Source organism: Duganella sp. GW821-FHT01E12 (assembly GCF_059422325.1).
Genome location: NZ_JBWKWR010000014.1, coordinates 126,365 through 147,857 on the forward strand (window position 1 = coordinate 126,365; position 21,493 = coordinate 147,857).

The 21,493-nt window shown below is 64.3% G+C and carries 21 protein-coding genes; 5 read left to right on the top strand and 16 right to left on the bottom strand.

Annotated features, from left to right (window positions below; translation table 11 throughout):
- Positions 1-67: 67 nt before the first annotated feature.
- The 7 genes from astB to AC07WS_RS27620 form a co-directional block, all read right to left on the bottom strand.
- On the bottom strand, positions 68-1,405 hold the full coding sequence (gene astB, locus AC07WS_RS27590) for an N-succinylarginine dihydrolase (RefSeq protein WP_494732146.1): 1,338 nt from the start codon (positions 1,403-1,405) through the stop codon (positions 68-70).
- Positions 1,406-1,414: 9 nt separating this feature from the next.
- The gene (gene astD, locus AC07WS_RS27595) at positions 1,415-2,887 is read right to left on the bottom strand and encodes a succinylglutamate-semialdehyde dehydrogenase (RefSeq protein WP_494732147.1); all 1,473 of its coding nucleotides are present in this window, start codon (positions 2,885-2,887) and stop codon (positions 1,415-1,417) included.
- The gene (gene astA / locus AC07WS_RS27600) at positions 2,880-3,938 is read right to left on the bottom strand and encodes an arginine N-succinyltransferase (RefSeq protein ID WP_117014175.1); all 1,059 of its coding nucleotides are present in this window, start codon (positions 3,936-3,938) and stop codon (positions 2,880-2,882) included. Before astA ends, astD begins: the two co-directional genes overlap by 8 nt.
- 13 nt (positions 3,939-3,951) lie before the next feature.
- A complete protein-coding gene (locus AC07WS_RS27605) occupies positions 3,952-4,989 on the bottom strand; it encodes an arginine N-succinyltransferase (RefSeq protein ID WP_494732148.1) in 1,038 nt (345 codons plus the stop codon).
- Between the two features lie 93 nt (positions 4,990-5,082).
- Complete coding sequence (gene astC / locus AC07WS_RS27610; RefSeq protein ID WP_494732149.1) at positions 5,083-6,327, bottom strand: acetylornithine/succinylornithine family transaminase; 1,245 nt, start codon at positions 6,325-6,327, stop codon at positions 5,083-5,085.
- Between the two features lie 141 nt (positions 6,328-6,468).
- Positions 6,469-7,413 (bottom strand): GlxA family transcriptional regulator, encoded by a 945-nt coding sequence (locus tag AC07WS_RS27615; protein ID WP_494732150.1) that lies wholly within the window; start codon positions 7,411-7,413, stop codon positions 6,469-6,471.
- Positions 7,414-7,420: 7 nt separating this feature from the next.
- Positions 7,421-8,335 carry a DMT family transporter gene (locus tag AC07WS_RS27620; protein ID WP_494732151.1) on the bottom strand — a complete coding sequence of 305 codons (915 nt, stop codon included), beginning with the start codon at positions 8,333-8,335 and terminating at the stop codon, positions 7,421-7,423.
- 80 nt (positions 8,336-8,415) lie between these two features.
- Between AC07WS_RS27620 and AC07WS_RS27625 the strand changes: the two genes are divergently transcribed.
- Positions 8,416-8,889, top strand: coding sequence for a MarR family winged helix-turn-helix transcriptional regulator (locus AC07WS_RS27625; RefSeq protein ID WP_494732152.1), 474 nt, complete (start codon positions 8,416-8,418; stop codon positions 8,887-8,889).
- The gene (locus tag AC07WS_RS27630; protein WP_161083538.1) at positions 8,886-9,167 is read left to right on the top strand and encodes a hypothetical protein; all 282 of its coding nucleotides are present in this window, start codon (positions 8,886-8,888) and stop codon (positions 9,165-9,167) included. The genes AC07WS_RS27625 and AC07WS_RS27630 overlap by 4 nt, the downstream gene beginning before the upstream one ends.
- A gap of 120 nt (positions 9,168-9,287) precedes the next feature.
- On the opposite strand, the gene AC07WS_RS27635 is transcribed toward AC07WS_RS27630, so the two are convergent.
- Positions 9,288-11,147, bottom strand: a complete 1,860-nt coding sequence (locus tag AC07WS_RS27635) for a hypothetical protein (protein WP_117014181.1) — start codon at positions 11,145-11,147, stop codon at positions 9,288-9,290.
- A gap of 262 nt (positions 11,148-11,409) precedes the next feature.
- On the opposite strand from AC07WS_RS27635, the gene AC07WS_RS27640 reads away from it, so the two are divergent.
- Positions 11,410-12,246: an HDOD domain-containing protein gene (locus AC07WS_RS27640; RefSeq protein ID WP_494732153.1), complete on the top strand. Its 837-nt coding sequence runs from the start codon at positions 11,410-11,412 to the stop codon at positions 12,244-12,246.
- A gap of 131 nt (positions 12,247-12,377) precedes the next feature.
- Here the strand turns inward: AC07WS_RS27640 and AC07WS_RS27645 are convergent, their stop codons facing one another.
- From AC07WS_RS27645 to eat, 6 genes are read right to left on the bottom strand one after another with little or no spacing between them, the layout of a single operon-like run.
- On the bottom strand, positions 12,378-12,995 hold the full coding sequence (locus tag AC07WS_RS27645) for a glutathione S-transferase family protein (protein ID WP_494732154.1): 618 nt from the start codon (positions 12,993-12,995) through the stop codon (positions 12,378-12,380).
- Between the two features lie 60 nt (positions 12,996-13,055).
- Positions 13,056-13,751, bottom strand: a complete 696-nt coding sequence (locus AC07WS_RS27650; protein ID WP_494732155.1) for a helix-turn-helix transcriptional regulator — start codon at positions 13,749-13,751, stop codon at positions 13,056-13,058.
- Between the two features lie 45 nt (positions 13,752-13,796).
- Positions 13,797-14,642: an ethanolamine ammonia-lyase subunit EutC gene (gene eutC, locus AC07WS_RS27655; protein ID WP_494732156.1), complete on the bottom strand. Its 846-nt coding sequence runs from the start codon at positions 14,640-14,642 to the stop codon at positions 13,797-13,799.
- Positions 14,643-14,653: 11 nt separating this feature from the next.
- Complete coding sequence (locus AC07WS_RS27660; protein WP_494732157.1) at positions 14,654-16,045, bottom strand: ethanolamine ammonia-lyase subunit EutB; 1,392 nt, start codon at positions 16,043-16,045, stop codon at positions 14,654-14,656.
- 10 nt (positions 16,046-16,055) lie between these two features.
- Positions 16,056-16,868: a TorF family putative porin gene (locus tag AC07WS_RS27665; protein ID WP_494732158.1), complete on the bottom strand. Its 813-nt coding sequence runs from the start codon at positions 16,866-16,868 to the stop codon at positions 16,056-16,058.
- 23 nt (positions 16,869-16,891) lie between these two features.
- Positions 16,892-18,271, bottom strand: coding sequence for an ethanolamine permease (eat, locus tag AC07WS_RS27670; RefSeq protein WP_494732159.1), 1,380 nt, complete (start codon positions 18,269-18,271; stop codon positions 16,892-16,894).
- A 205-nt stretch (positions 18,272-18,476) separates the two neighbouring features.
- Between eat and AC07WS_RS27675 the strand changes: the two genes are divergently transcribed.
- A complete protein-coding gene (locus AC07WS_RS27675; protein WP_494732160.1) occupies positions 18,477-19,394 on the top strand; it encodes a helix-turn-helix domain-containing protein in 918 nt (305 codons plus the stop codon).
- Here AC07WS_RS27675 and AC07WS_RS27680 read toward each other — a convergent pair.
- Both AC07WS_RS27680 and AC07WS_RS27685 read right to left on the bottom strand, forming a co-directional pair.
- Positions 19,387-19,920, bottom strand: coding sequence for a chromate transporter (locus tag AC07WS_RS27680; RefSeq protein WP_494732161.1), 534 nt, complete (start codon positions 19,918-19,920; stop codon positions 19,387-19,389). The two genes, AC07WS_RS27675 and AC07WS_RS27680, sit on opposite strands and share 8 nt — an antisense overlap.
- Positions 19,917-20,471 (bottom strand): chromate transporter, encoded by a 555-nt coding sequence (locus AC07WS_RS27685; protein ID WP_494732162.1) that lies wholly within the window; start codon positions 20,469-20,471, stop codon positions 19,917-19,919. The genes AC07WS_RS27680 and AC07WS_RS27685 overlap by 4 nt, the downstream gene beginning before the upstream one ends.
- Positions 20,472-20,563: 92 nt before the next feature.
- Between AC07WS_RS27685 and AC07WS_RS27690 the strand changes: the two genes are divergently transcribed.
- Entirely contained in the window at positions 20,564-21,454 is an 891-nt protein-coding gene (locus tag AC07WS_RS27690; RefSeq protein ID WP_494732163.1) for a LysR family transcriptional regulator, read from the top strand.
- Positions 21,455-21,493 lie beyond the last annotated feature (39 nt).

The window sequence follows — 21,493 nt, forward strand, 5'->3', positions numbered from 1 at the left end:
TGTGGCTGCGCGGCGGTGGTCAAGTGTAATTAAACACCAAATCGTCATATGGGGGCGAAAACCTGTTTTACAAATCGTACAGCCCCGGCATGCCCAGAATGCGGCTGAGGTCTTCCAGCGCGGTGTGCACTTCGATCGCCAGCGCCGGATCGGCCAGGTCGGACGGTTCCAGACGGTCGCGGTAGTGCTTCTCCACCCACGCCACCAGCGTGTGGTATAGCGCCTCGGTCATCACCACGCCTTGATGCATCGCGGCCGCTTCGGCGTCGGTCAGCGCCACGCGCAGGCGCAGGCACGCGGGGCCGCCGCCGTTGCGCATCGACTGGCGCAGGTCGAAGTGAATCAGTTCGTCGACCGCGTTGCCGCTGGCGACCAGGCCTTGCAGATAGGCCGCGACGGCGGCGTTTTCCTCGCACTCCTGCGGAATCACCAGCGCCATCTTGCCGTTGTCCTTGCTCAGCAGCTGGCTGTTGAACAGATAGCTGTGCACCGCGTCGGCCACCGACACCTTGGCCGTATCGACGCGGATCGCGTTCAGGTCAGCGCCCACGCCGCCCATCGCGCGGCGCAGCTGCTCCAGCGCGCCCGCTTCGTCGGCGAACGCCTGCTCGTGGTAGAACAGCACATTGCCGTTGCCGACCGCGATCACGTCGTTGTGGAACACGCCCTGGTCGATCACGTCCGGATTCTGCTGGATGTAGACGGTGCGCTCGGCCGACAGGCCGTGCAGGCGCGCCACCGCCTGCGATGCTTCCAGCGTCTGGCGGGCCGGGTATTTTTTAGGCGCGGGCGCCGAGGCGTCGAACTCGGTGCGGCCGTAGACGAACATCTCGACGGCGGCGCTGCCGTGGTCCTTGCACAGGCGCGTGTGGTTGGCCGCGCCCTCGTCGCCGAACGCCGGCGTGCCTGGCAGCGCGTCGTGCACGGCGAAGTGCTTCTCGTCCTTGAAGATGGCGCGCAGCGAACGCGCCGACTGCGCGTGCTCGAAGGCGCGATGCAGCTTGTTATTCAGGTTGGCGGCGGTGAAGTGGGTGCGGCCGTCGGCGCTGTCGGCGGACGGGCTGACCGTGGCCGCATTGGCGGTCCACATCGGCGAGGCCGAGTAGGCGCAGGCCAGTATCACCGGCGACTCCTTGGCGGCCTTGGCCAGCACCTCGGCATCGCTGCCGGTGAAGCCGATGCTGCGCAGCAGGCGGAAATTCGGACGGTCCTGCGGCGGCAGCAGCGCCTGGCCGAAGCCGCGCGCGGCCAGCGCGCGCATCTTGGCCAGGCCTTGCAGCGCCGCCAGCTTCGGATTCGAGGCGCTCTTGACGTTGCTGAACGAGGCCACATTGCCGAACGACAGACCGGCATAGTTGTGCGATGGGCCTACCAGGCCGTCGAAGTTGAATTCGCGTGCGCGCATGTCAGTTCCTTAGAAGTGCATGCCCGGCGACAGTTTCGCAGGCATTTCAAGTACATTGTTTTCGATCGAAGCGACCGGATAGGCGCAGTAGTCGGCCGCGTAGTAGGCGCTCGGGCGATGGTTGCCCGATTTGCCCACGCCGCCGAACGGCGCGCTGCTGGCGGCGCCGGTGGTCGGACGGTTCCAGTTGACGATGCCGGCGCGTGCGCGCACCTGGAAGATCTTCCACAGGTTTTCGTCGTTCGAGATCAGCGCCGAGGCCAGGCCGAATTCGGTGGCGTTGGCGGCCTTGATCGCGCTGTCGAAGTCCGCCACGCGGATCACCTGCAGCAGAGGGCCGAACCACTCTTCGTCCGGAATACCGGTGGCGTCGGTCACGTCGACGATGCCGGCGCTGACAAAGCCGGTGTTGTCCACCAGCTGACGCATCGCCAGCAGGCTCTTGCCGCCCTTGGCGACCATGTCGGCCTGCGCCTGCACCAGACGCTTGGCGATGGCCGCCGACACCACAGGCCCCATGAACGGCGCCGGTTCGGCGGCGGAGGCGCCGATGGTCAGGCGGCTGGCCACGTCGACCAGGCGCGCAACGATGGCATCGCCCTCGGCGCCCTGCTTGACGATCAGGCGGCGCGCGCAGGTGCAGCGCTGGCCGGCCGAGATGAAGGCCGACGAAATCGCCATGAACACGGCGGCGTCGATATCCTTGACGTCCCACACCACCAGCGGATTGTTACCGCCCATTTCCAGCGCCAGCATCTTGCCCGGCTGGCCGCCGAACTGCTTGTGCAGCGCGGTGCCGGTCTGGCAGCTGCCGGTGAACAGCACGCCGTCCAGCAGTTCGTTCTGGCCCAGCGCGACGCCGGCGTCGCGGCCGCCGTTGACCAGGTTGATCACGCCTTTCGGCACGCCGGCCTTTTCCCACAGCTGCACGGTCTTGACGGCGGTGCGCGGCGCGTACTCGCTCGGCTTGAACACCACGGTGTTACCGGCGATGAGCGCCGGCACGATATGACCGTTCGGCAGGTGGCCGGGGAAGTTGTAGGGACCGAACACGCCGAACACGCCGTGCGGACGATGACGCAGCACGGCCTCGCCGTCGGCGACCTTGTTCTGGGTTTCGCCGGTGCGCGCGCCGTAGGCCTGCACCGAGATGTCGATCTTGTTGGCCATGGTGGTCACTTCGGTGCGGGCTTCCCACATCGGCTTGCCCACTTCCTCGGCGATCAGCAGCGCCAGCTCCTCGGCGTCCTGCTTGAGCAGGTCGCGGAAGCGGGTGCAGACGGCGATGCGTTCGGCCAGCGGCGTCAAGGCCCAGGCTTCGAAGGCGTCGCGCGCGGCGGCGGCGGCGTGGCCCACGTCCTGCGCGGTCGATTCGTTGCTGGCCCAGGTCTGCTTGCCGTTCGATGGGTCGATCGTGACCAGTTCGGCGCCGCTACCGGCGAGCCATTCGCCGTTGATGAAGTTACTCAAAGCTTTAGACATGTGGATTCTTCCTCAAATTAAGGGACAGCGTGCGCACGGTATCGCCGGTATGGCAGTGCAGGAGTTGTTGTTCGGCTTCCGGCAGCGCGATGGCGCCGTTGACCGGCACCGATTGCGACAGGATCATGCGGAAATCCTTGAGCGTGGTGTTCGACACCAGCATCGGTTCGGCGGGCGCGGATTCCGGCGCGCAGGCCGAATCCCAGTCCGTCGTCAGGCCGATTTCGGCCAGCGTGCTTTCGCGCATGGCGCGCAGTTCCGACACGCGCGCCTGCAGCACCGGGCCGGCGTCGAAGATGTCGACGTAGCCTTCGAAGTACAGTCCTTCCTGTTCCAGCAGACGGCGCGCCGGCGCGGTCGAGGTGTGGACCTTGCCGATCACCTGTTGCGCGTCCTCCGGCAGGTAGGCCACGTACAGCGGCTGGCGCGGCATCAGCTCCGCGATGAAGGACTTCTTGCCGACGGCGGTCAGGTCGTCGACGTGGTCGAAGTCCATCTTGAAGAAGTGGCGGCCCAGGCCTTCGTAGAACGGCGAACGGCCGCTCTCCTCCTGGTAGCCGCGCATCTCGGCGATCAGCTTCTCGGTGAACAGGTGCGGGAATTGGGCGATGAACAGGAAGCGGCTCTTCGACAGCAGCTTGCCGTTGTTGCCGGTGCGGTAGTCCGGCGCCAGGAACAGCGAGCACAATTCGGTGCTGCCGGTCAGGTCGTTCGACAGGTACAGCGTGTCCATGCGGGTGAACACATCCAGCTCGCGGCTGGAGTGCACCAGGGTGCCGATGCGGTAGTTGTAGAACGGCTCCGTCAGGCCGACCGCGCCCTTGATCGCGCACACGCCGGCGATGCGGCCGTTGCTGGTGTCCTCCATGACGAACATGTAGTCACGCTTTTCGGGCGGGATGGTTTCGGCGAACGAGGCGACGGCGATCGCTAGGCGGTCGCCCATCATCTTCATGTCCGGCTTGAGGGTGGTCATGCCGCTGCCGACCTGCGTGGCCATCACGTACAGGGCGTCGAGGTCGTTGGCTGTGATTGCGCGTACTACTAGCATAGTTGGTCCACTCTTAGATTCTGACGCAGATGACGGTATCGCCTTCGGCGATCTGGAGCGCTTCCTGCACGTCGGCCGGCAGCGCCACATTGACTTGCGATTCCAGCGCGGCGCAATACGTGATCACGGCGCGGAAGTTATGTTCGGCGCCGGAGGCCACCGCATAGCGCAGCTGCGGCTCGCGGCCGCGATCCGGCGATTCGGCGGCGGTGGTCACGCGGCGCTGCAGCGCGCCGTTGAAGGTGCGCAGCGAATTCTTGTGCGCCTGCAGGATCGGGCCGCCGTCGAAGATGTCGATGTAGTCGTCGGCCTCGAAGCCTTCGGCCGTCAGCAGGTTGAACGCCAGCTCGCCCGACGGATGGATCTGGCCCATGGCCGCCTGCGCGTCGCCTGGCAGCAGCGGCACGTAGACCGGATAGTGCGGCATCAGCTCGACGATCAGCGTGCGGTTGCGGGCGCCGCCGATCACGCGTTCGGCGTCGAGGAAGTCCATCTTGAAGAATTTGCGGCCCAGCGCATCCCAGAACGGCGAACCGCCGTCGGCGTCGGTCACGCCGGCCAGCGGCACGAAGAAGCGGTCGGCGAAGCGGTGCGGCGCCAGCACGGCGAACATCAGCCGCGCGCGCGACAGCAGGGCCGCTTCCGGCGTGCCGTGTTCGCGCTCGCCGACGTAAAAGCTCGACAGCTGCGAATAGCCGGTCAGCTCGGAGCACAGCGTCAGTGCGTGCACGCTGTGGCTGATGTTCAGGTCGCGCGAGACCTGCTGGATCACGTCGTTACGGAAGGAGAAATAGGTGCCGTTGGAACCGGCTGCGGCGAAGATCGCGGCGGTGCCGACGATGGTCTTGTCCTTCGGCGACTCCAGCACCAGCACGTAGGATTCCTCGCTGGGGATGTCGACGTGCGCGGCGAACGAGGCGATCGAGCGTTCGATCATGTCGACGATCTTCTCGCGCGTTTTCGGCAAGGTGTGCACACCCGGCATGGTGATTGCGGCCAGCGCTTCGAGGGCAGCAATATCCGCAAGTTCGACCGGACGGACTACATACATGTGAACTCCTCAGATTAATGCACAAGCCCGGCGCAGGGCGCACCGGGCTGGAATGAAAGACGGCGGAACCAGGTCCGCCGCCGTAGGTGCTATTTAGGCAGCCTTGAGCATGCCGTCCAGCGACAGGCGCAGGATGCGGTCGGCTTCGGCGATCTGCGCGTCGGTGACGATCAGCGCGGGCGCCAGGCGCACCACGTCCATGCCGGCGATCAGCACCATCAGGCCGTTGGCTTCGGCGGCGCGCTGGATGTCCTTCGAACGGCCCTTCCACGCGTCGGTCACGACCAGGCCCAGCAGCAGGCCGGCGCCGCGCACCAGCGTGAACACCTGCGGATAATCGGCCACCAGTTTTTCCATCGTCGCGCGCAGCTTGGCGCTGGCTTCCTTGACGCGGGCCAGGAAGGCCGGCTGGTTGATCGTGTCCAGCACGGTCAGCGCCACGGTCGCGGCCAGCGGGTTGCCGCCGTAGGTGGTGCCGTGGGTGCCCACGCCCAGCGTCTTGGCCAGTTCGTCGGTGGTCAGCATGGCGCCGATCGGATAGCCGTTGCCCAGCGCCTTGGCCGAGGTCAGGATGTCCGGGGTGATGCCGTAGCTCATGTAGTGGAACAGCTCGCCGGTACGGCCCATGCCGCACTGCACTTCGTCGAAGATCAGCAGGGCGCCGGTCTTGTTGCACAGGTCGCGCAGCTCTTGCAGGAAGGCCTTGTCGCCAGGGACCACGCCGCCTTCGCCTTGCAGCGGTTCGACGATCACGGCGCAGACGTCGTCGCCGATGGCGGCGCGTGCGGACGCGATGTCGTTATAGGTGACGTGCTCGATCGCCGGCGGCAGCGGCTCGAAGCCTTCGGTGTACTTGGACTGGCCGCCGACCGACACGGTGAACAGCGTGCGGCCGTGGAACGACTGGTAGCACGACACGATGCGCGACTTGTGCGGGCCGAACTTGGTGTGGGCGTACTTGCGGGCCAGCTTCAGCGCCGCCTCGTTGGCTTCGGCGCCGGAGTTGCAGAAGAAGGCGCGGTCGGCGAAGGTCGCTTCGGTCAGCGCGGTGGCCAGGCGCAGCACCGGCTCGTTGGTGTAGCCGTTGCCCAGGTGCCACAGGGTGTTGGCCTGGCGGGTCAGCGCCTCGACCAGGATCGGGTTGCAGTGGCCCAGCGAGGCCACGGCGATGCCGGACGTGAAGTCCAGGTAGTGCTTGCCATTCTGGTCCCACAGGTCCAGGCCAGCGCCTCGGACCGGTACCATCGCTGCAGGTGCGTAGGTTGGCACCAGAACTTCATCAAAGGTCTGACGAGTTACAGGACGGGTGGTTACGGTCGTATCGAGCTTGGCGTTCATGGCATTCCCTATCAATGTTGGGTAAGGCGCGGCACAGCACCGCGTGGACCCATTATAAAAAGCGGCATGCTAAAACTCTTTTCTAATGGCGACAAGGATTTTCACTTTTGGCCGCAAAGTAAGCTTGTCGGAACGACCAGTCTATACAGGTGGCATGAGCTTGCGCTGGCGCTCCTCGCGCGGGGTGTTGCCGAACAAGGCGCCAAAGGCGGTCGAGAAATGGGAGCCGGACGAGAAACCGCACATCAGCCCCACCTGCACGATGGAGTGGTTGGTCTCCAGCAGCAGCTGGCGCGCGCGCTGCAGGCGCAGCTCCAGGTAATAGCGCGACGGCAGGCTGCCGAGGTATTGCTTGAACAGCCGCTCCAGCTGGCGGCGCGACAGGCCGACCAGGTTGGCGATGTCGTCGGTGGACAGCGGCTCCTCGATATTGGTCTCCATCAGCGTCACCGCCTCGGACAGGCGCGGCTGCAGGGCGCCGAAGCGCGCCTGCAAGGCGACCCGCTGGCGCTCCTCGTGGCCGCGCACGCGCTCGATGCACAGGCTTTCCTTGACGGTGGCCTGCACGGTGGCGCCGAACAGGTGCTCGATCATCGTCAGCGCGAAGTCGATGCTGGCGGCGCCGCCGCAGCAGCTCAGGTGGCGGCCATCCAGCTCGAACAGATGGGGCGTGAGGATGGCGCGCTCGGAGATACCCTCGGTGTCGGCGTACAGCGCCCACGGCAGCGCGATGCGCACGCCCGCCATCAGGCCGGCCGTGGCCAGCCACAGCACGCCGGCGCCGACGCCGCCCCAGTACTCGGCCGAACGGCAGCGCTCGATGACGGCGCGGCCCAGCTCGGGCGCCAGCGGCGACTGACCCTCGTCGGCCACCAGCAGTGCGATATGCCAGCCCGGCTGGGCCAGCACCACTTGCGACGGCGTCATGGTTTCCAGGCGCAGCACGTCGCGGCCCAGCGCGGCGGCGGCCAGGCGCAGCGGCTGCACCAGGCCGGCCCAGGTGATAGCTTCCGCCTCGCCCGCGTTCACCAGCAGCATGCGTAACGGCCGCTCTTGCGTGACGCGGGACAGATTATCGAAGGACATAAGACACTTACTCCGGAGCCAGCACGGCGGCGGGCCGCTCGGTGCTCCACTGGCTGACGATCATGCCGCCGATGAGCAGCGTGGCGCCCAGCAGGCCGTTCCAGGCCAGCGTCTCGCCCAGCCAGAAATACGCGAAGATCGCCGCGCACGCCGGCTCGAAGGCGTAGATCACCGCCGCCTCGTTGGCGCTGCTGTGGCTCTGGCCCCAGGTCTGCAGCGAAATGATGGCCGCCGTGGCGACCACGCCCAGGTAGGCCAGGTTCAGGCCGTACATCTGCAAGCCCTTGCCGATGTAGCTCACATAGTCGGGCAAGTCCTGGCTGCGCTCGGCCAGGCCCAGCGGCACCTCGCGGATCAGCAACCAGATCGCGGCGCACACGGCCACGGTCAGGATCTGCGAGGCGGTCAGCACCATCAATTTCTCAACCTTGCGGGTGGTGGACTCCATCAGCTTGACGTAGATGCCGAAGAACAGCGCGCACAGCAGCGCCAGCGTATCGCCGCGCCCCCAGGTGAAGCTGCCCTCCCAGCACAGCGCGAACAGGCCGGCCAGCGCCAGCACCAGCGCGACGACGATGCGGCGCTCCAGGCGCGCGCCCATCAGCACACCCAGCAACGGCGGCACCAGCACGTTCAGGCCGGTGACGAAGGCGTTGCGGTTGGAGCTGGTCAGCGCCAGGCCCTCGATCTGGAACACGTAGCACAGGAACAACACCGCGCCGGCCACGATGCCCCAGCGGACATCGTTCCACCTGGCGCGCCACATAAACGGCGACAACAGCAGGCCGGCCAGCGCGAAGCGGCACAGCACGATCCAGCTGGCCGACAGGTAGCCGGTCATATTCTTCATCGCGGGGAACGTCGTGCCCCAAACCAGGGTCACGATCAGCAAAGCGGCAATGCCGCGCAAGTGTTGAGGCATGATTTTTTTATTATAAATGTGCGTCCGCCATTATAGTCCCGGGCAAGATTGCCGGTGCGAACCGGCTATAATCACCGTCTATGGGTGAACGATTTTTGAAAAGTATCCGGCTGCTGGCCGATTGCTTACAGAGCTACGAACGGCTCTCTGGACAGTACGTGCGCCAGAGCGGCCTGACGCACGCCCAGTTCGACATCATCGCCACGCTGGGCAATACGCCCGGCATGTCCTATAAAGAACTGGGCGACAAGACGCTGATCACCAAGGGGACGCTGACCGGCGTGATCGAGCGATTGGAGCAAAAAGGTCTGGTGGAACGTCAGCGCAACGACTGCGACAAGCGTTCCTTCTTTGTCCGGCTGACGGCGGAGGGCGAGCAGGTGTTCTGCAAGGTCTTCCCGAAAGTCATCAAGGAGAGCGGAAAAGTGTTCGCGCACTACAGCGAAGACGACTTCGCCGCCCTTGAAAAAACCCTGACCGATCTTAAAACTGTAATCATGGCCGGCCATACCGAATGCCCGTCCACCTGCGACTCAACCAAGGAAATCATTTGAAAACGACTCTGCTCGAAGGCAAAAAGCCTGCCAAATTCGACAAACACATCATCGGCAACCTGCTGCTGAACCAGTCCACGCCGGACGTGGTACGCCAGGAAAAGCTGATCATCGGCATCCGCAACGAAGACGGCGAGATCTACCGCCTGATCGGCGCGACCAAGCACAACAGCTTCATGAACGCGATCGAGGAACTGTTCGACCTGGGCTTGACCGACGAACTGCAAGACACCGACGCCACCCAGGACGGCTGCGACGCCATCTTCAGCGAGCAATAATCCCCGGCCGACGCAACCGCGTCGTAGCCAAGCCGCGCCGTTGCCCCATTGATTCCCGAAAACGCGGGGATCGATGCCGGGCACGGCGCGCGCCTCATGCGCGGCAGTTCAGTCCTGATATCAGCCCGCAATAGCGCCGCGTGCGCTCCCCATACTCAGCGCCCGCCCCAACAGGTCGCGCGTGGAAGTCGATCCCGTGCCGTCTATCGTACCCACGCCGGACGCCACATAGGACGATGAGGCCAGCCCTTCAAGGTCGAGGCGCGTGGTCCCTGCGGGATCCCTTGCCAACAGTCCGGCCAGGCTGCTGCCTGCGTAGTGGCCGCCTAGCAGAAAGCAAAACGGTACATTATGCGACAGTGAATTGCCCTCCAGGTGCAATTGCGCTTCGCCTCCGTAGGAATAAATGCCAAATACAGCTTGTTTCTCGCTAAAGCCGGCGGCACGAATGACGTTGGCACGCGCGGAGAGGGAGCAATTGTGAGGCCCATATTTATTGCCGAAATCAACGTGCCACGAAATCACCGCATCCGATTTTATCTCCAAGCTGGAAGACGATTGATAAGCGTTGCGCTGGTCGGTCGAATACACTGTATTGCCATCGAAAATCAGTTGAGTCCTCAGACGTTGACTCTCGTCAAAAATTTGCCCTGGCGTCACCAGTAAAGCCTTGTCGCAATGCAGGAGATTGCCCACAAAGGAATTCGCCCTGCCGCTATTGTCCTGCAGCGCCGTGCGGCAGTTAATGACGATGTTATTCTGAATCTTGCAGCCATTGCTGTTGATCTCGCAATACAGGCCGGCACCGTCATACGGATGGTCGCCGATGCCATTACCGTAAGTGTCGACAAAGTTATACTGCACTGTTGTACCGCTAATTGGCGCGGTGGTAGTCGGACGTTCCTGTAGGTACACCGCACCTGCCGAAGTGCAGCATTTGCCGCCATCGTAAAACCAGTTATATTCAATCAAGCAATTGGCCGAGTTATTCCCAAGCCGCACGCCGCCGCTGGAGTAATGTTGCAACGAGCAGTCATGGACATGGACTTGCACCGTGTACTTGTGATCATCGGCATAGCTCCCGACCAAGGACACCACATTGCTGCCGTGACAGTTGCTCATCTCGAAGCCGGTAATATTGCCGACCGCATCCATATTGTTGAAAGAACCGATGCCGATCAGATGTGGCGCCTCTTCAAAATCGATATTTTCGACAGTCAGGTAGGAGCCGCAACGCAGCAGCAACAGGCAACCGAACTCGTCACCGGCAATGGTGACACTGCCGTAGTGGTCGGTCGGATTGACGCCCTCCGGCGAATGGACATAAATCCGCTTCAGGTCGGAATTGGAAACGTAAGAATACTCAATGTCCTTCAGGGACTGGTAATTTTTCTTCCGCGACTGGTCATCCGTGAGGTAGGAGTATGAAATACCCCAGTTGCCATTGCCAAAGCGGACGTAGGCATAGTCAAACTTGCGACCGGCCGGATGCGCAAAATACCAGCCCGGATGCTTGGGATCTGGATCCCAGACCCAGTCTGACGCTTTCGGCTTGAAACGATAGCGTACTTTCGGCAAGCTGTCGGGTGCGCCGCCTGGATCGTAGTTGGTCAGATAAGTCCGATTGTCAGCTGTGCCATTCAGCTTTCGGAAAACCACGGCGTTACTCAGTTCAAATATCGAGTCATTCGCAAGGCCAATAACCGAGCCCGGCACCAGTGAGTCTTCGCGCGCTGCCACCGCCTCGAGCGTGGCAATTGCCGTTGCCGGCGTCTTGCCGTCATTTCGGTTATTGCCGCGCAGCGCATCAACGAATAACGTGGGAGTACGTATCACAGCACCCGGCGTCCGATGGGCTTTTTGCAGACTGGCATACTGGGCCGGCGTCAATCCTGCCGCTTGCTGTGCGTATGCAAGCGGGAACCGTGCTAACAGGGTGCCGAGCACCGAAAATTTGATCGCATCGCGACGAGAGATCATGGCTACTCCGTGAGTAAAGGGAATACCATTTTAGGTGAATTTTGATATTTTTTTAACCATGTCATTAAAATAATATCAAGGTGCGATCCGAGTCGAGGAATAAAGTCATGTCGCTCAATGCCATCTCCTCACCTGCGACAATTATGATCATTAGCATGGTAGGCTATGTTCACAAAGCCAGCCGCAGCCCCTCGTCAACCAGGCGAAAAGTATTTTCAGAAAAAATGCCGCACGGCAATTTTCGAGAGTATAATTTTTTTCAATGGACAGACTCGACGCCTTCAAGACCATCGCTGCTCAGGCGAGCCGGGGGGAGCTTTCGTTCCCGGCCAACGTCAACGCCTCGCTGCGCTTGCAGCAGGCGCTGAGCGATCCCGATTGCCACGTCGAGGCGGCAGCCAAACTCATACAGGCGGACCCTTTGCTGGCGGCGCGCAGCGTCGCCATCGCCAACTCGGTGGCCTACAACCGTTCCGGTACTGAAATCTCCAGCGTGCGCGCGGCCGTGCAGCGGCTCGGCGTGCGCACCCTGCAATCGCTGGTGGCGGCGCTGATCGTGCGCCAGATCGGCAGCCAGGTCACCGAGCCGTCCCTGCTGGCCAAGATCAATCAACTGTGGGAACACACTGCGCATGTGGCGGCCCTGTCGCAGGTGATCGCGCGCCGCGTCACGCACGTCGATCCCGACACGGCGCTGTTCGCCGGCATCATGCACGAGGTGGCGGGCTTTTACATGCTGTCCTGCGCCGGCGATTTCCCGGAGGTGATGGAAGGCGAACCGGAGGATTGGGTCGAGCATGGCGAGGTGGAAATCGGCCGCGGCGTGATGACCAAACTCGACGTGCCGGACGGCGTCTACAAGGCGATCGAATCGATGTGGGTCGGCCTGCGCGCGCTGCCGCCGGAAACCCTGGGCGATACGCTGCTGCTGGCCAATGATTTGTCGCCGGTGCATTCGCCGCTGTACCAGCGTCCGGGTGCGACCACGCTGCAGGGCGCGCGTACCATCGACTTCGTGGTCGGCGAGGGCACGCTGCACGCCATCATGAGCGAATCGGCGCAAGAGGTGCAGTCGCTGTATGCGGTGCTGATGCTCTGAGATAAAAAAAAGCCCGCTGGGGAGCGGGCAAAGTCCAAAACTAGGGATCTCCTCCAGAGGAGACAAGCCCAGAATACTCGCCCTGCCCCGCCTGCTCTGTGCGCCAGTTCACATATGGAAGCACATTTCCATCACCACACCGGCTCCGTTTGTTTCCACGCATCCAGCTGCTGGATGCGCCCCAGCCACGCCATCACTTTCGGATACTGGGTGACAGGCAATTTAGCTTGCTCGACATACATCAACGACGACGCCAGCGCGAAGTCTGCCAGGCTGAGCTTGCTGCCGACGATCCATTCGCGCCCCGCCAGATGCTGCTCCAGCACGGCGGCGAACTGCGCCACCTGACGGCCGTAGCGCTCCAGCTCGTGCGCGTCGGGACCGCCGGCGCCGGTCAAGCCCTTCCAGATGTTTTCATAGACGATGCCGCCCAGCGCCGGCGCAAAATGCTGCGACGACCACAACAGCCAGCGGTTGATGTCGGCCCGCACGACGATATTGTCCGGGTACAGCGTCTGCCCCAGCGTGCGGTCGGCCAGGTATTGCATGATGGCGCAGGATTCCCACAGGATGAAGTCGCCATCCTGCAGCACCGGCACCTTGCTGTTGGGATTGAGCGCGACCAGGCGGCGGCGGTCCTCCGGGCTCATCAAGTTTACTTCGGTCAGTTCCAGCGGCGTGCCCATGTGCAGGGCAGCCAGCATCACACGGCGCGAGCTGGTGGAAGCGGGGTGGTGGTATAAGCGCATGTCAGTCTCCGATGAATGAGTTGAGGACTTCATCGTAGACCCGGGCCGCGACAGGTTTTGTCAGTAGTCTTCTTGCAGCTTCTGTTCCTTGCGCCAGGTCTTGAGCAGGTCGCTGCGGCGGGCCGGGTAGCGCACGCCCAGCGACTCCACCTCGGCGATGCGGTCGATGCGGAAATGGCGGAAGGCCATGCGCAGCTCGCACCACGCGGCCAGCAGCCGCTTGCCCTCCAGGAAGGCCAGCGCGAACGGCCACACCACCCGCTCCGACGGCTTGCCGTGCTCGTCCTGATAGGCCATGCGCAGCCGGTGCTGGTAGCGGATGGCCTCGCGCACGGGACGCACGTGGACGTCGCTGGCGGTGTCCTGGTCCTGGCCCAGCGGCACCCACAGGCTGGTCTCGGCCATGTCGTCGCGCAGGTCTTTCGGCGTGGCGGCGGCGATCTTGGCCAGCGCGTTGTTGGCGGCGGCGGCCAGCGCCTCGTCGCCCTGCCGGCGCACCCAGCGCGCGCCCAGCACCAGCGCCTCCAGCTCGTCGGCGCCGAACATCAGCGGCGGCAGGAAGAAGCCGGCCTTGAGCATGTAGCCGACGCCGGCCTCGCCCTCCAGCGGCGCGCCCAGGCCGGACAAGGTCTGGATGTCGCGGTAGATGGTGCGCTCGGAAACGCCCAGTTGCTCGGCCAGGCGGGCGGCGGTGACGGGGCGGCGGTAGCCGCGCATCGCATCCATCAGCATGAAAAGTCGGCCGGTACGGCTCATTGTCGGTCTCTCGCTAGTCGGTTGGGCGGGACGGCCGCCCGCCGACTAATCGAGGTCGAGCAGGAAATTGCGTTGCGGCGTGTCCAGCATGGCGTTGTCTGTGCCTGTCTCATCCTTCAGCGCGACGCCGGACAATTGCCGCTGGCGCGATTCGGATAGCAGGTAGTGAAGCTTGAAGGCTGCGTCGTCGTAGGTCAAGCCCGCAGGACGCACATTCGAGATGCAATTGCGGGCGGCGTCGGTCAGGCCGGTGCGCGGCGCCCAGGTCAGGTACAGGCCCATGCTGTCCGGCGAGCTCAGGCCGGGACGCTCGCCGACCAGCACCACCACCGCGCGCGCGCCCAGCAGCTCACCCACCTCGTCGCCCACCGCCACCCGCCCCTGGCGCACAATGGACAGCGGCGCCAGCGACCACGACTCGGCGGCCAGCCGCGCCATCAGCACTTTCAGGAAGGGCAAGGCGTTCTGTTCGATGGCCAGCGCCGACAGGCCATCTGCGATGACGAAGGCCAGGTCGTAGCCGGCACCTTCGCGTGGACGTTCCAGCAGCGCCTGGCGCGAGGCCTCGTCCAGGCGCCGGCCCAGGTCGGGGCGTTGCAGGTAGATGTCGCGGCTGGCGGCGGCGCTGTGCAGCGCCAGGCAGGGCAAGCCGGTCCCGGCGTGCAAGGCCTCGCCCAGCGCGGTGTGATCGAGCGCCAGGTGCACGGCGTCGCGCGCGCGGGCGTGCGCGAGCTGGAACTCCAATTGCGGCGCGGTCGGCTGGCTGACGCCGCTGCGTCCCAGCGCAATGCGCGCCGCCGTGAAGCGCCGCAGCGACAGCCACGGATTGCTCGTCACCACGCCATCGTCGCCGGCGGGGCCGGAGGGCAGCAGGTGCTCGTCGTCGTTCATGCGGGCTCCCATCAGTTCAGTCTGGCCAGCGCCTGCTGGAAGGAGGCCGGCAGCGCTTTGCCCAGTGTAACGTAATCGTCGCGGGTGAAGATTTCCATCTCCTTCAGCCAGGCCTCGAATTCCGGCGCCGGCTTCAGGCCCAGCACGCGGCGCGCGTACAGCGCGTCGTGGAAGGACGTGGTCTGGTAGTTGAGCATGATGTCGTCCGAGCCGGGAATGCCCATGACGAAGGTGCAGCCGGCCGTGCCCAGCAGGGTCAGCAGGATGTCCATGTCGTTCTGGTCGGCCTCGGCGTGGTTGGTGTAGCAGACGTCGCAGCCCATCGGCAGGCCCAGCAGCTTGGCGCAGAAGTGATCCTCCAGCCCGGCGCGCACGATCTGCTTGCCGTCGTACAGATACTCGGGGCCGATGAAGCCGACCACCGAATTGACCAGCAGCGGCTGGAACTTGCGCGCCACCGCGTAGGCGCGTGTCTCGCAGGTCTGCTGGTCGACGCCGTGATGGGCGTTGGCCGACAGCGCGCTGCCCTGCCCGGTCTCGAAGTACATCACGTTGTTGCCCACCGTGCCGCGCTGCAGCGACAGCGCGGCCTGCTGCGCCTCGCCCAGCAGGGCCAGGTTGATGCCGAAGCTGGCGTTGGCCGCCTCGGTACCGGCGATCGACTGGAACACCAGGTCGATCGGCGCGCCGCGCTCGATGGCGGCGATGGTGTTGGTGACGTGGGTCAGCACGCACGATTGCGTGGGGATGCCGTAGCGGTCGATGATCTCGTCGAGCATGGTGACGATCTTGATCACCTGCGGCACGTTGTCGGTGGCGGGATTGATGCCGATCACCGCGTCGCCGCTGCCGTACAGCAGGCCGTCCAGCACGCTGGCGGCGATGCCGGTGGCGTCGTCGGTCGGGTGGTTCGGCTGCAGGCGGGTCGACATGCGCCCAGCCAGGCCGATGGTGTTGCGGAAGCTGGTGACGACGCGGCATTTCTTCGCCACCAGGATCAGGTCCTGGATGCGCATGATCTTGGAAACGGCCGCCGCCATCTCCGGCGTGATGCCGGGGGCGACGGCGGCCAGCACTGTCTCATCGGCGGAGTCGCCCAGCAGCCAGTTGCGGAAGTCGCCCACGGTCAGGTGGGCGATGAGGGCGAAGGCCACGCGATCGTGATCGTCGATGATCAGGCGCGTCACCTCGTCCTGCTCATACGGCACCACCATCTGGTTCAGGAACAGCGACAGCGGCAGCTCGGCCAGCGCCATCTGCGCGGCCACCCGTTCCTCGGCGCTGGCCGCCGCCAGCCCCGCCAGGTAGTCGCCGGAACGCGCCGGCGTCGCCTTCGCCATCAAGTCCTTCAGGTCGCGGAACTGGTATGTCCTGCTGCCTACCGTATGTGCAAAGCTGCTCATCGCCGTTCCTCTAGAAATTGCGCGAGGCCGTCACCACCAGGCGCTTTTGTGCCACGTTCTTGCCGCTGCCGTCGGCGTTGAAGAAGGTCCACAGGGGCGTGCCGTTCTTGCTGGCGTCGCCGCTGTTGTAGGTGCCCGCCGCCGTGAACGCCCACACGTCCACCGTCTTGGTCACGCCGACCTTGACGTCGAAGAAATTGAAGTCGCTCATGTTGCGCACTTGCTGGCGGCCCGCGTGCAGGTTCAGCGCCAGGCCCGGCATCAGTTCGGGATTCCAGTTCACCTCGGCGTAGGCGGTGCCGCGCGTGTTGGCCAGCTTGCCTGTGTCCGGCTGTACCGCGAAGCCGAACCAGTACTGGCTCAGCGCCACCCACGCGTAGGCGTTGAAGGCGCCGACGTTCACGCCCAGCTTGGCCTCCTGCGTATGGTACTTGATGTCCTTGCCGCCCGCCGCGAAGTGCGCGCCCGGATACCAGTAGGTGACCAGGCCGGCGTCGATATTGCTGTCCGCGCTCAGCGGATAGCGGTAGCCGCCGTAGACGTCGATCTCCGAACCGCTGCCGTTGTTGTAAGCCGCGTGCGAGACGCCGGAACCGAACAGGCCGACATAGAAGCCGCTGGCATGCGTGAAGTCCAGATTGGCCTGCGCCGTCGGCTTGGCCTGCGTTTGCGAGATGCCGCGGAAGATGTAGTCGGACACCAGCGTCACGTTGCCGGTGTTGGTCCAGGCCGGCGCGGGCGCGGCATCGGCCGCCAACGCGCCGCCTGCGGCGCAAGCCAGGCATCCGGCCGCGGCCAGCAGGGAGAGAATCGATTTTGACATTGAAGAGGCTCCGTTAGTTTAAGTTAGACGGCGTCGTATGCCGCGTGTTGCTGGCGATTGCCCTTGGTGGCCAGGAAGAAGACATAGCCGGCAGCAAGGAAGGCGACAAACACGCCGAAGATCAGCGGGTTGTAATAGATCATCGTCACCAGGCAGACCAGCGCGCCGATCAGCGCGACCGCCGGGAACAATGGATAGAACGGTGCGCGGAAGGGACGCGCCATGTTCGGCTCCATGCGGCGCAGCTTGAACAGGCTGAGCATGCTGAGGATGTACATGGTGATCGCGCCGAACACCGACATGGTGACGATATTGGCGGTCAGGGTCTGGCCGCCGATCTTGATCAGCTCGTCGCTATAGATGGCAGCGATGCCGATCACGCCGCCCGCAAGGATGGCGCGGTGCGGCGTCTTGAAACGTGGGTGGATCTTGGCGAAGTAATGCGGCAGGTAAGCCTCGCGCGCCAGGGCGAAGATCTGGCGCGAATAGCCGAGGATGATGCCGTGGAAGGAAGCGATCAGACCGAACAGGCCCAGCCACACCAGCATGTGCAGCCAGTTGCTGTGCTCGCCGACGATGATCTTCATCGCCTGCGGCAGCGGATCGTTGATGTTGGCCAGCTTGGTCCAGTCGCCCGCGCCGCCGGCGAACACCATCACGCCGATCGCCAGCAGCACCAGCGTGATGATGCCGGCAATGTAGGCGATGGGAATCGAACGTTTCGGATCCTTGGCTTCCTCGGCGGCCATGGCCACGCCTTCGATCGCCAGGAAGAACCAGATCGCGAACGGGATCGCCGCGAACATGCCCGGGATCGACGCGATGCTGAAGCTGTCCTGTCCCGACCAGCCGCCCTTGACGAAGTTCGCCACCGAGAAGCCCGGCGACACCACGCCCATAAACACCAGCAATTCAAAGATGGCCAGCAGCGTCATCAGCAACTCGAAGGTGGCCGCCACCTGCACGCCGACGATGTTCAAAGTCATGAACACGACGTAGGCGCCAACCGCCGCCGTCTTCGGATCGACGGTGGGGAACTGCACATTGAGATACGCGCCGATCGCCAGCGCGATGGCCGGCGGCGCGAACACGAACTCGATCAGCGTGGCCGCGCCGGCCAGGTAGCCGCCGGTCGGGCCGAAGGCGCGCTTGCTGTAGGCGAACGGGCCGCCCGCGTGCGGGATCGAGGTGGTCAGCTCGGTGAAGCTGAAGATGAAAGTCGTGTACATGGCCGCGATGAACAGCGCCGTGATGGTAAAGCCCAGCGTCCCCGCCGAGGCCCAGCCGTAGCTCCAGCCGAAGTACTCGCCCGAGATCACCAGGCCTACCGCGATGCCCCACAACTGGAAGGTGCCTAGCGACTGTTGCAGCGCCGGTTGCCCGGCCGCCTGTTTTGCACTCATGTGATTCTCCCTTAGATAAAGCGTGTCTGGTATGGAAGTTGCAGCAGAATCGAGTATAGGAGCCAGCCAAACGCCAGCGTTATCGAAAATCGGCAAACTTGCGGGGGCCGGGCGCCAAGGGAAGAAATAACAACAGCGGGAGAAAAACAAAATGCACCAGACTGCGACAGAGTTGTTACACAGTGCGCCAGATTTGCGCACTGTGATGGCGCACGACGCCGATGAACTGGCCAGCAAGCTCACCAACTGGCAACAAAGCTACGACCAGATCAGCTCCGGCCTGTTCCACGGCGCCCTCACCGAACTGCGCCTGCCGCAGCTGCAGGTGTTCCGCGAAAGCCTGAGCCAGTCGGTGCGCCAGTCCTGCCGCGTGTGGCCGGACGCCATCTGGTTCGGCCTGCCCGACCACGGCGCCACCACCCGCATCAACGGCCGCCAGACCGCCGCCGACTGGATCATGGTGCAGCCCGGCAACGTTGAGTTCGAACTGGTAACACCAAGCGCCTACAGCATCTACGGCATCGTCGCCAGCCGTGAGCTGCTGGTCGAGACGGCGCGGCGCTATGGTTGCCAGATCGATTGGGAACGCGTGCAATCTGCCGAGCTGTTGCAGGTGGAAGCGCAGGCGCACGCCAAATGCCTGCGCATCCTGTCGCAGCTGCTGCCTGCCGACGACGACGGCACGGCCGATGGTGCGGCGCAATGGCAGGAGCTGGTGCTGTCCACCCTGCTCGACATGCTGGACCACAGCTGCGTGGAGCCGGCGATGGCGGCCAGCCTGCAACGGCGCCGCCACGTGGTCGCGCTGGCGCGCGAATACATCATGGCGCACCGCAGCGAATCGATCACCGTGCCGGAGCTGTGCGAGCGCGTGCACGTGAGCCGCCGCACGCTGCAATACTGCTTCGAGGACGTGCTGGGCATGAGCCCCATGCTGTACCTGCGCATGGTGCGCCTGAACGGCGTGCGCCGCCAACTGCAGGACGGCGGCGCCATCGGCGACGTGGCCGGCTCCTGGGGCTTGAGCAATTTCAGCCAGTTCTCCAGCGACTACCGCAAGCTGTTTGGCCAGTGCCCGTCGGCGTCGCTGCGGTCGCGCGCGACGGCGCGCTCGCTCACATAAAGCCCAGCGCGCCGGCCACCGCGCCGGCCGCGATCAGCAGCACCGGATTGATTTTAGAGCGCAGCAGCACCAGCGCGGCCAGCACCGTCAGCACGTCCGCATGCCAGCTGACGTTGGAGATGCGGGTGAACAGCCAGGCGGTGGCGGCCAGGAAGCCTATCGAGATCGGCGCGAAAGCGTCGCCCAGCGCCCGCGTCAAGCGTCCGCCCGCGTATCGCGCCTGCAGGCGTATCGCGGTCAGCGTCAGCAGCGTCGACGGCACCAACACCGCCAGCGTGGTGAAGACGGCGCCCATCCAGCCGGCGATCAGCCAACCCACCAGCGACACGAACAGCAGGTTGGGTCCAGGCGCCGCCTGCGCGATCGCATAGGCGGCCGAGAACTGCTCGTTGTTCAGCCACTGCTTGCCCTCGACGACGTAGTGGCCCACCTGCGGTCCAAGCAGCACCACGCCGCCGCCCACCGCCATCAGCGACAGCAACGCGATGTGCAGCGACAGTTCCATTACCGGCGATTGCTCGTTCATTTTTCTTCTCCCACGAGGTAGGTTGCGGCGGTGCCCAAGGGCGCCAGCACGCAGAACACCAGCGCCAGCTGCCATTGCAGCAGACCCAGTCCGATAAAGGCCAGCGCCAGCAAGGCCACCTGCAAGCGTGCGCAGTTCGCGCGCCAGTCGGCCTTGGCGAACATGGCCTTCGCCATCTTCACGGCGGTGGCGAGGATCAGCCCCGCCGCCACCGCCGCCATGCCGCGTATCGCGTGGCGAAACATGTCGATCTCGCCGAAGCGCTGGTACACCACGCCCAGCGCGATGACCACCATGAACGGGCCGGCGATCATGCCGGCCAGCGCGGCCAATGCGCCGCCGGTGCCGGCGTAGCGGTTCCCCACCATCAGCGCGACGTTGCAGATGGTGGGGCCGGGCAGCATCTGGCTGGTGGCAAGGTACTTCGCGAACTCCTCGGCCGTCAGCCACTTGTGCTGCTCGACCAGCGCGCGATAGGCGAACGGCATCACGCCGCCAAAGCCCACCAGCGCCAGCCTGGAAAACACCAGGAAAATTGTTGATAGCGGCATGGTCTTCTCCTTCGGTTTCAATGGGGCGAATTTTCCGCTTCGGAGAAATATAAGTACAATGAATTTATTTAGACCATATATTCATTTTTCTGATGAAAATCGACACACTCGGCGTGCAGGCTTTTGTCGCGATTGCGGACTTCGGCGGATTCCAGAAGGCGGCGGAGACACTCCACATCACGCAGACCGCAGTCACGCAGCGGCTGCGCAATCTGGAGGACTTCCTGGGCGTGATGCTGATCGAGCGCACCACGCGCTCCATCGCGCTGACCAGCATTGGCAAGGATTTCCTGCCGCAGGCGCGGCGCCTGTTGGATGAGCTGTCGTCCACGCTCAACGAGATCCGCGAGACCGGCAAGGCGCAGCGCGGCGACGTCTCCCTCGCCTGCGTGCCGACGGTAGGCATCCAGTATCTGCCGCAGATCATCCAGGCCTATTCGGCGCGCTTCCCGGATAACCGCATCAAGATTCTCGATTACGCCTCATCGCGCGTGGCGGAGGCGGTGCAGCGGCGCGAAGCGGAATTCGGCATCGGCCTGGGAGGCGGCGTGCATCCCGAGCTGGTGTCGGAGCCGCTGATGAAGGATCACTTCGTGCTGGTCTGCCGCGACGACCATCCGCTGGCCAAACGGCGTTCGCTGACCTGGTCGCAGATCCAGCCCTACCCGCTGATCTTCTCGGGCGACGTAAATGGCAACCGCGCGCTGCTCGACAGCTATCTGGGAAGCAAGAGCGCGGAGCTGAATCTGCAGTTCCAGTACGACGTGCAGCGCAGCGCGACGGCGGTGGGGCTGGTGGCATCGGGCATCGCGGCGGCCATCGTGCCCGGCCTGGCGATCCTCAAGGGCAGCTATCCGCGCCTGCGCGCCATCAAGCTGAAGGAGCCGACCATCTCGCGCCAGCTGGTACTGATCACGCGCAAGGCTGGGCACCTGTCGCCGGCCGCGCAGGCGCTGTACGACATGCTCAAAACAGGCCGCTAACCCGGTGGGGTCAAGTCTGACATTCGGACACGAGCACAA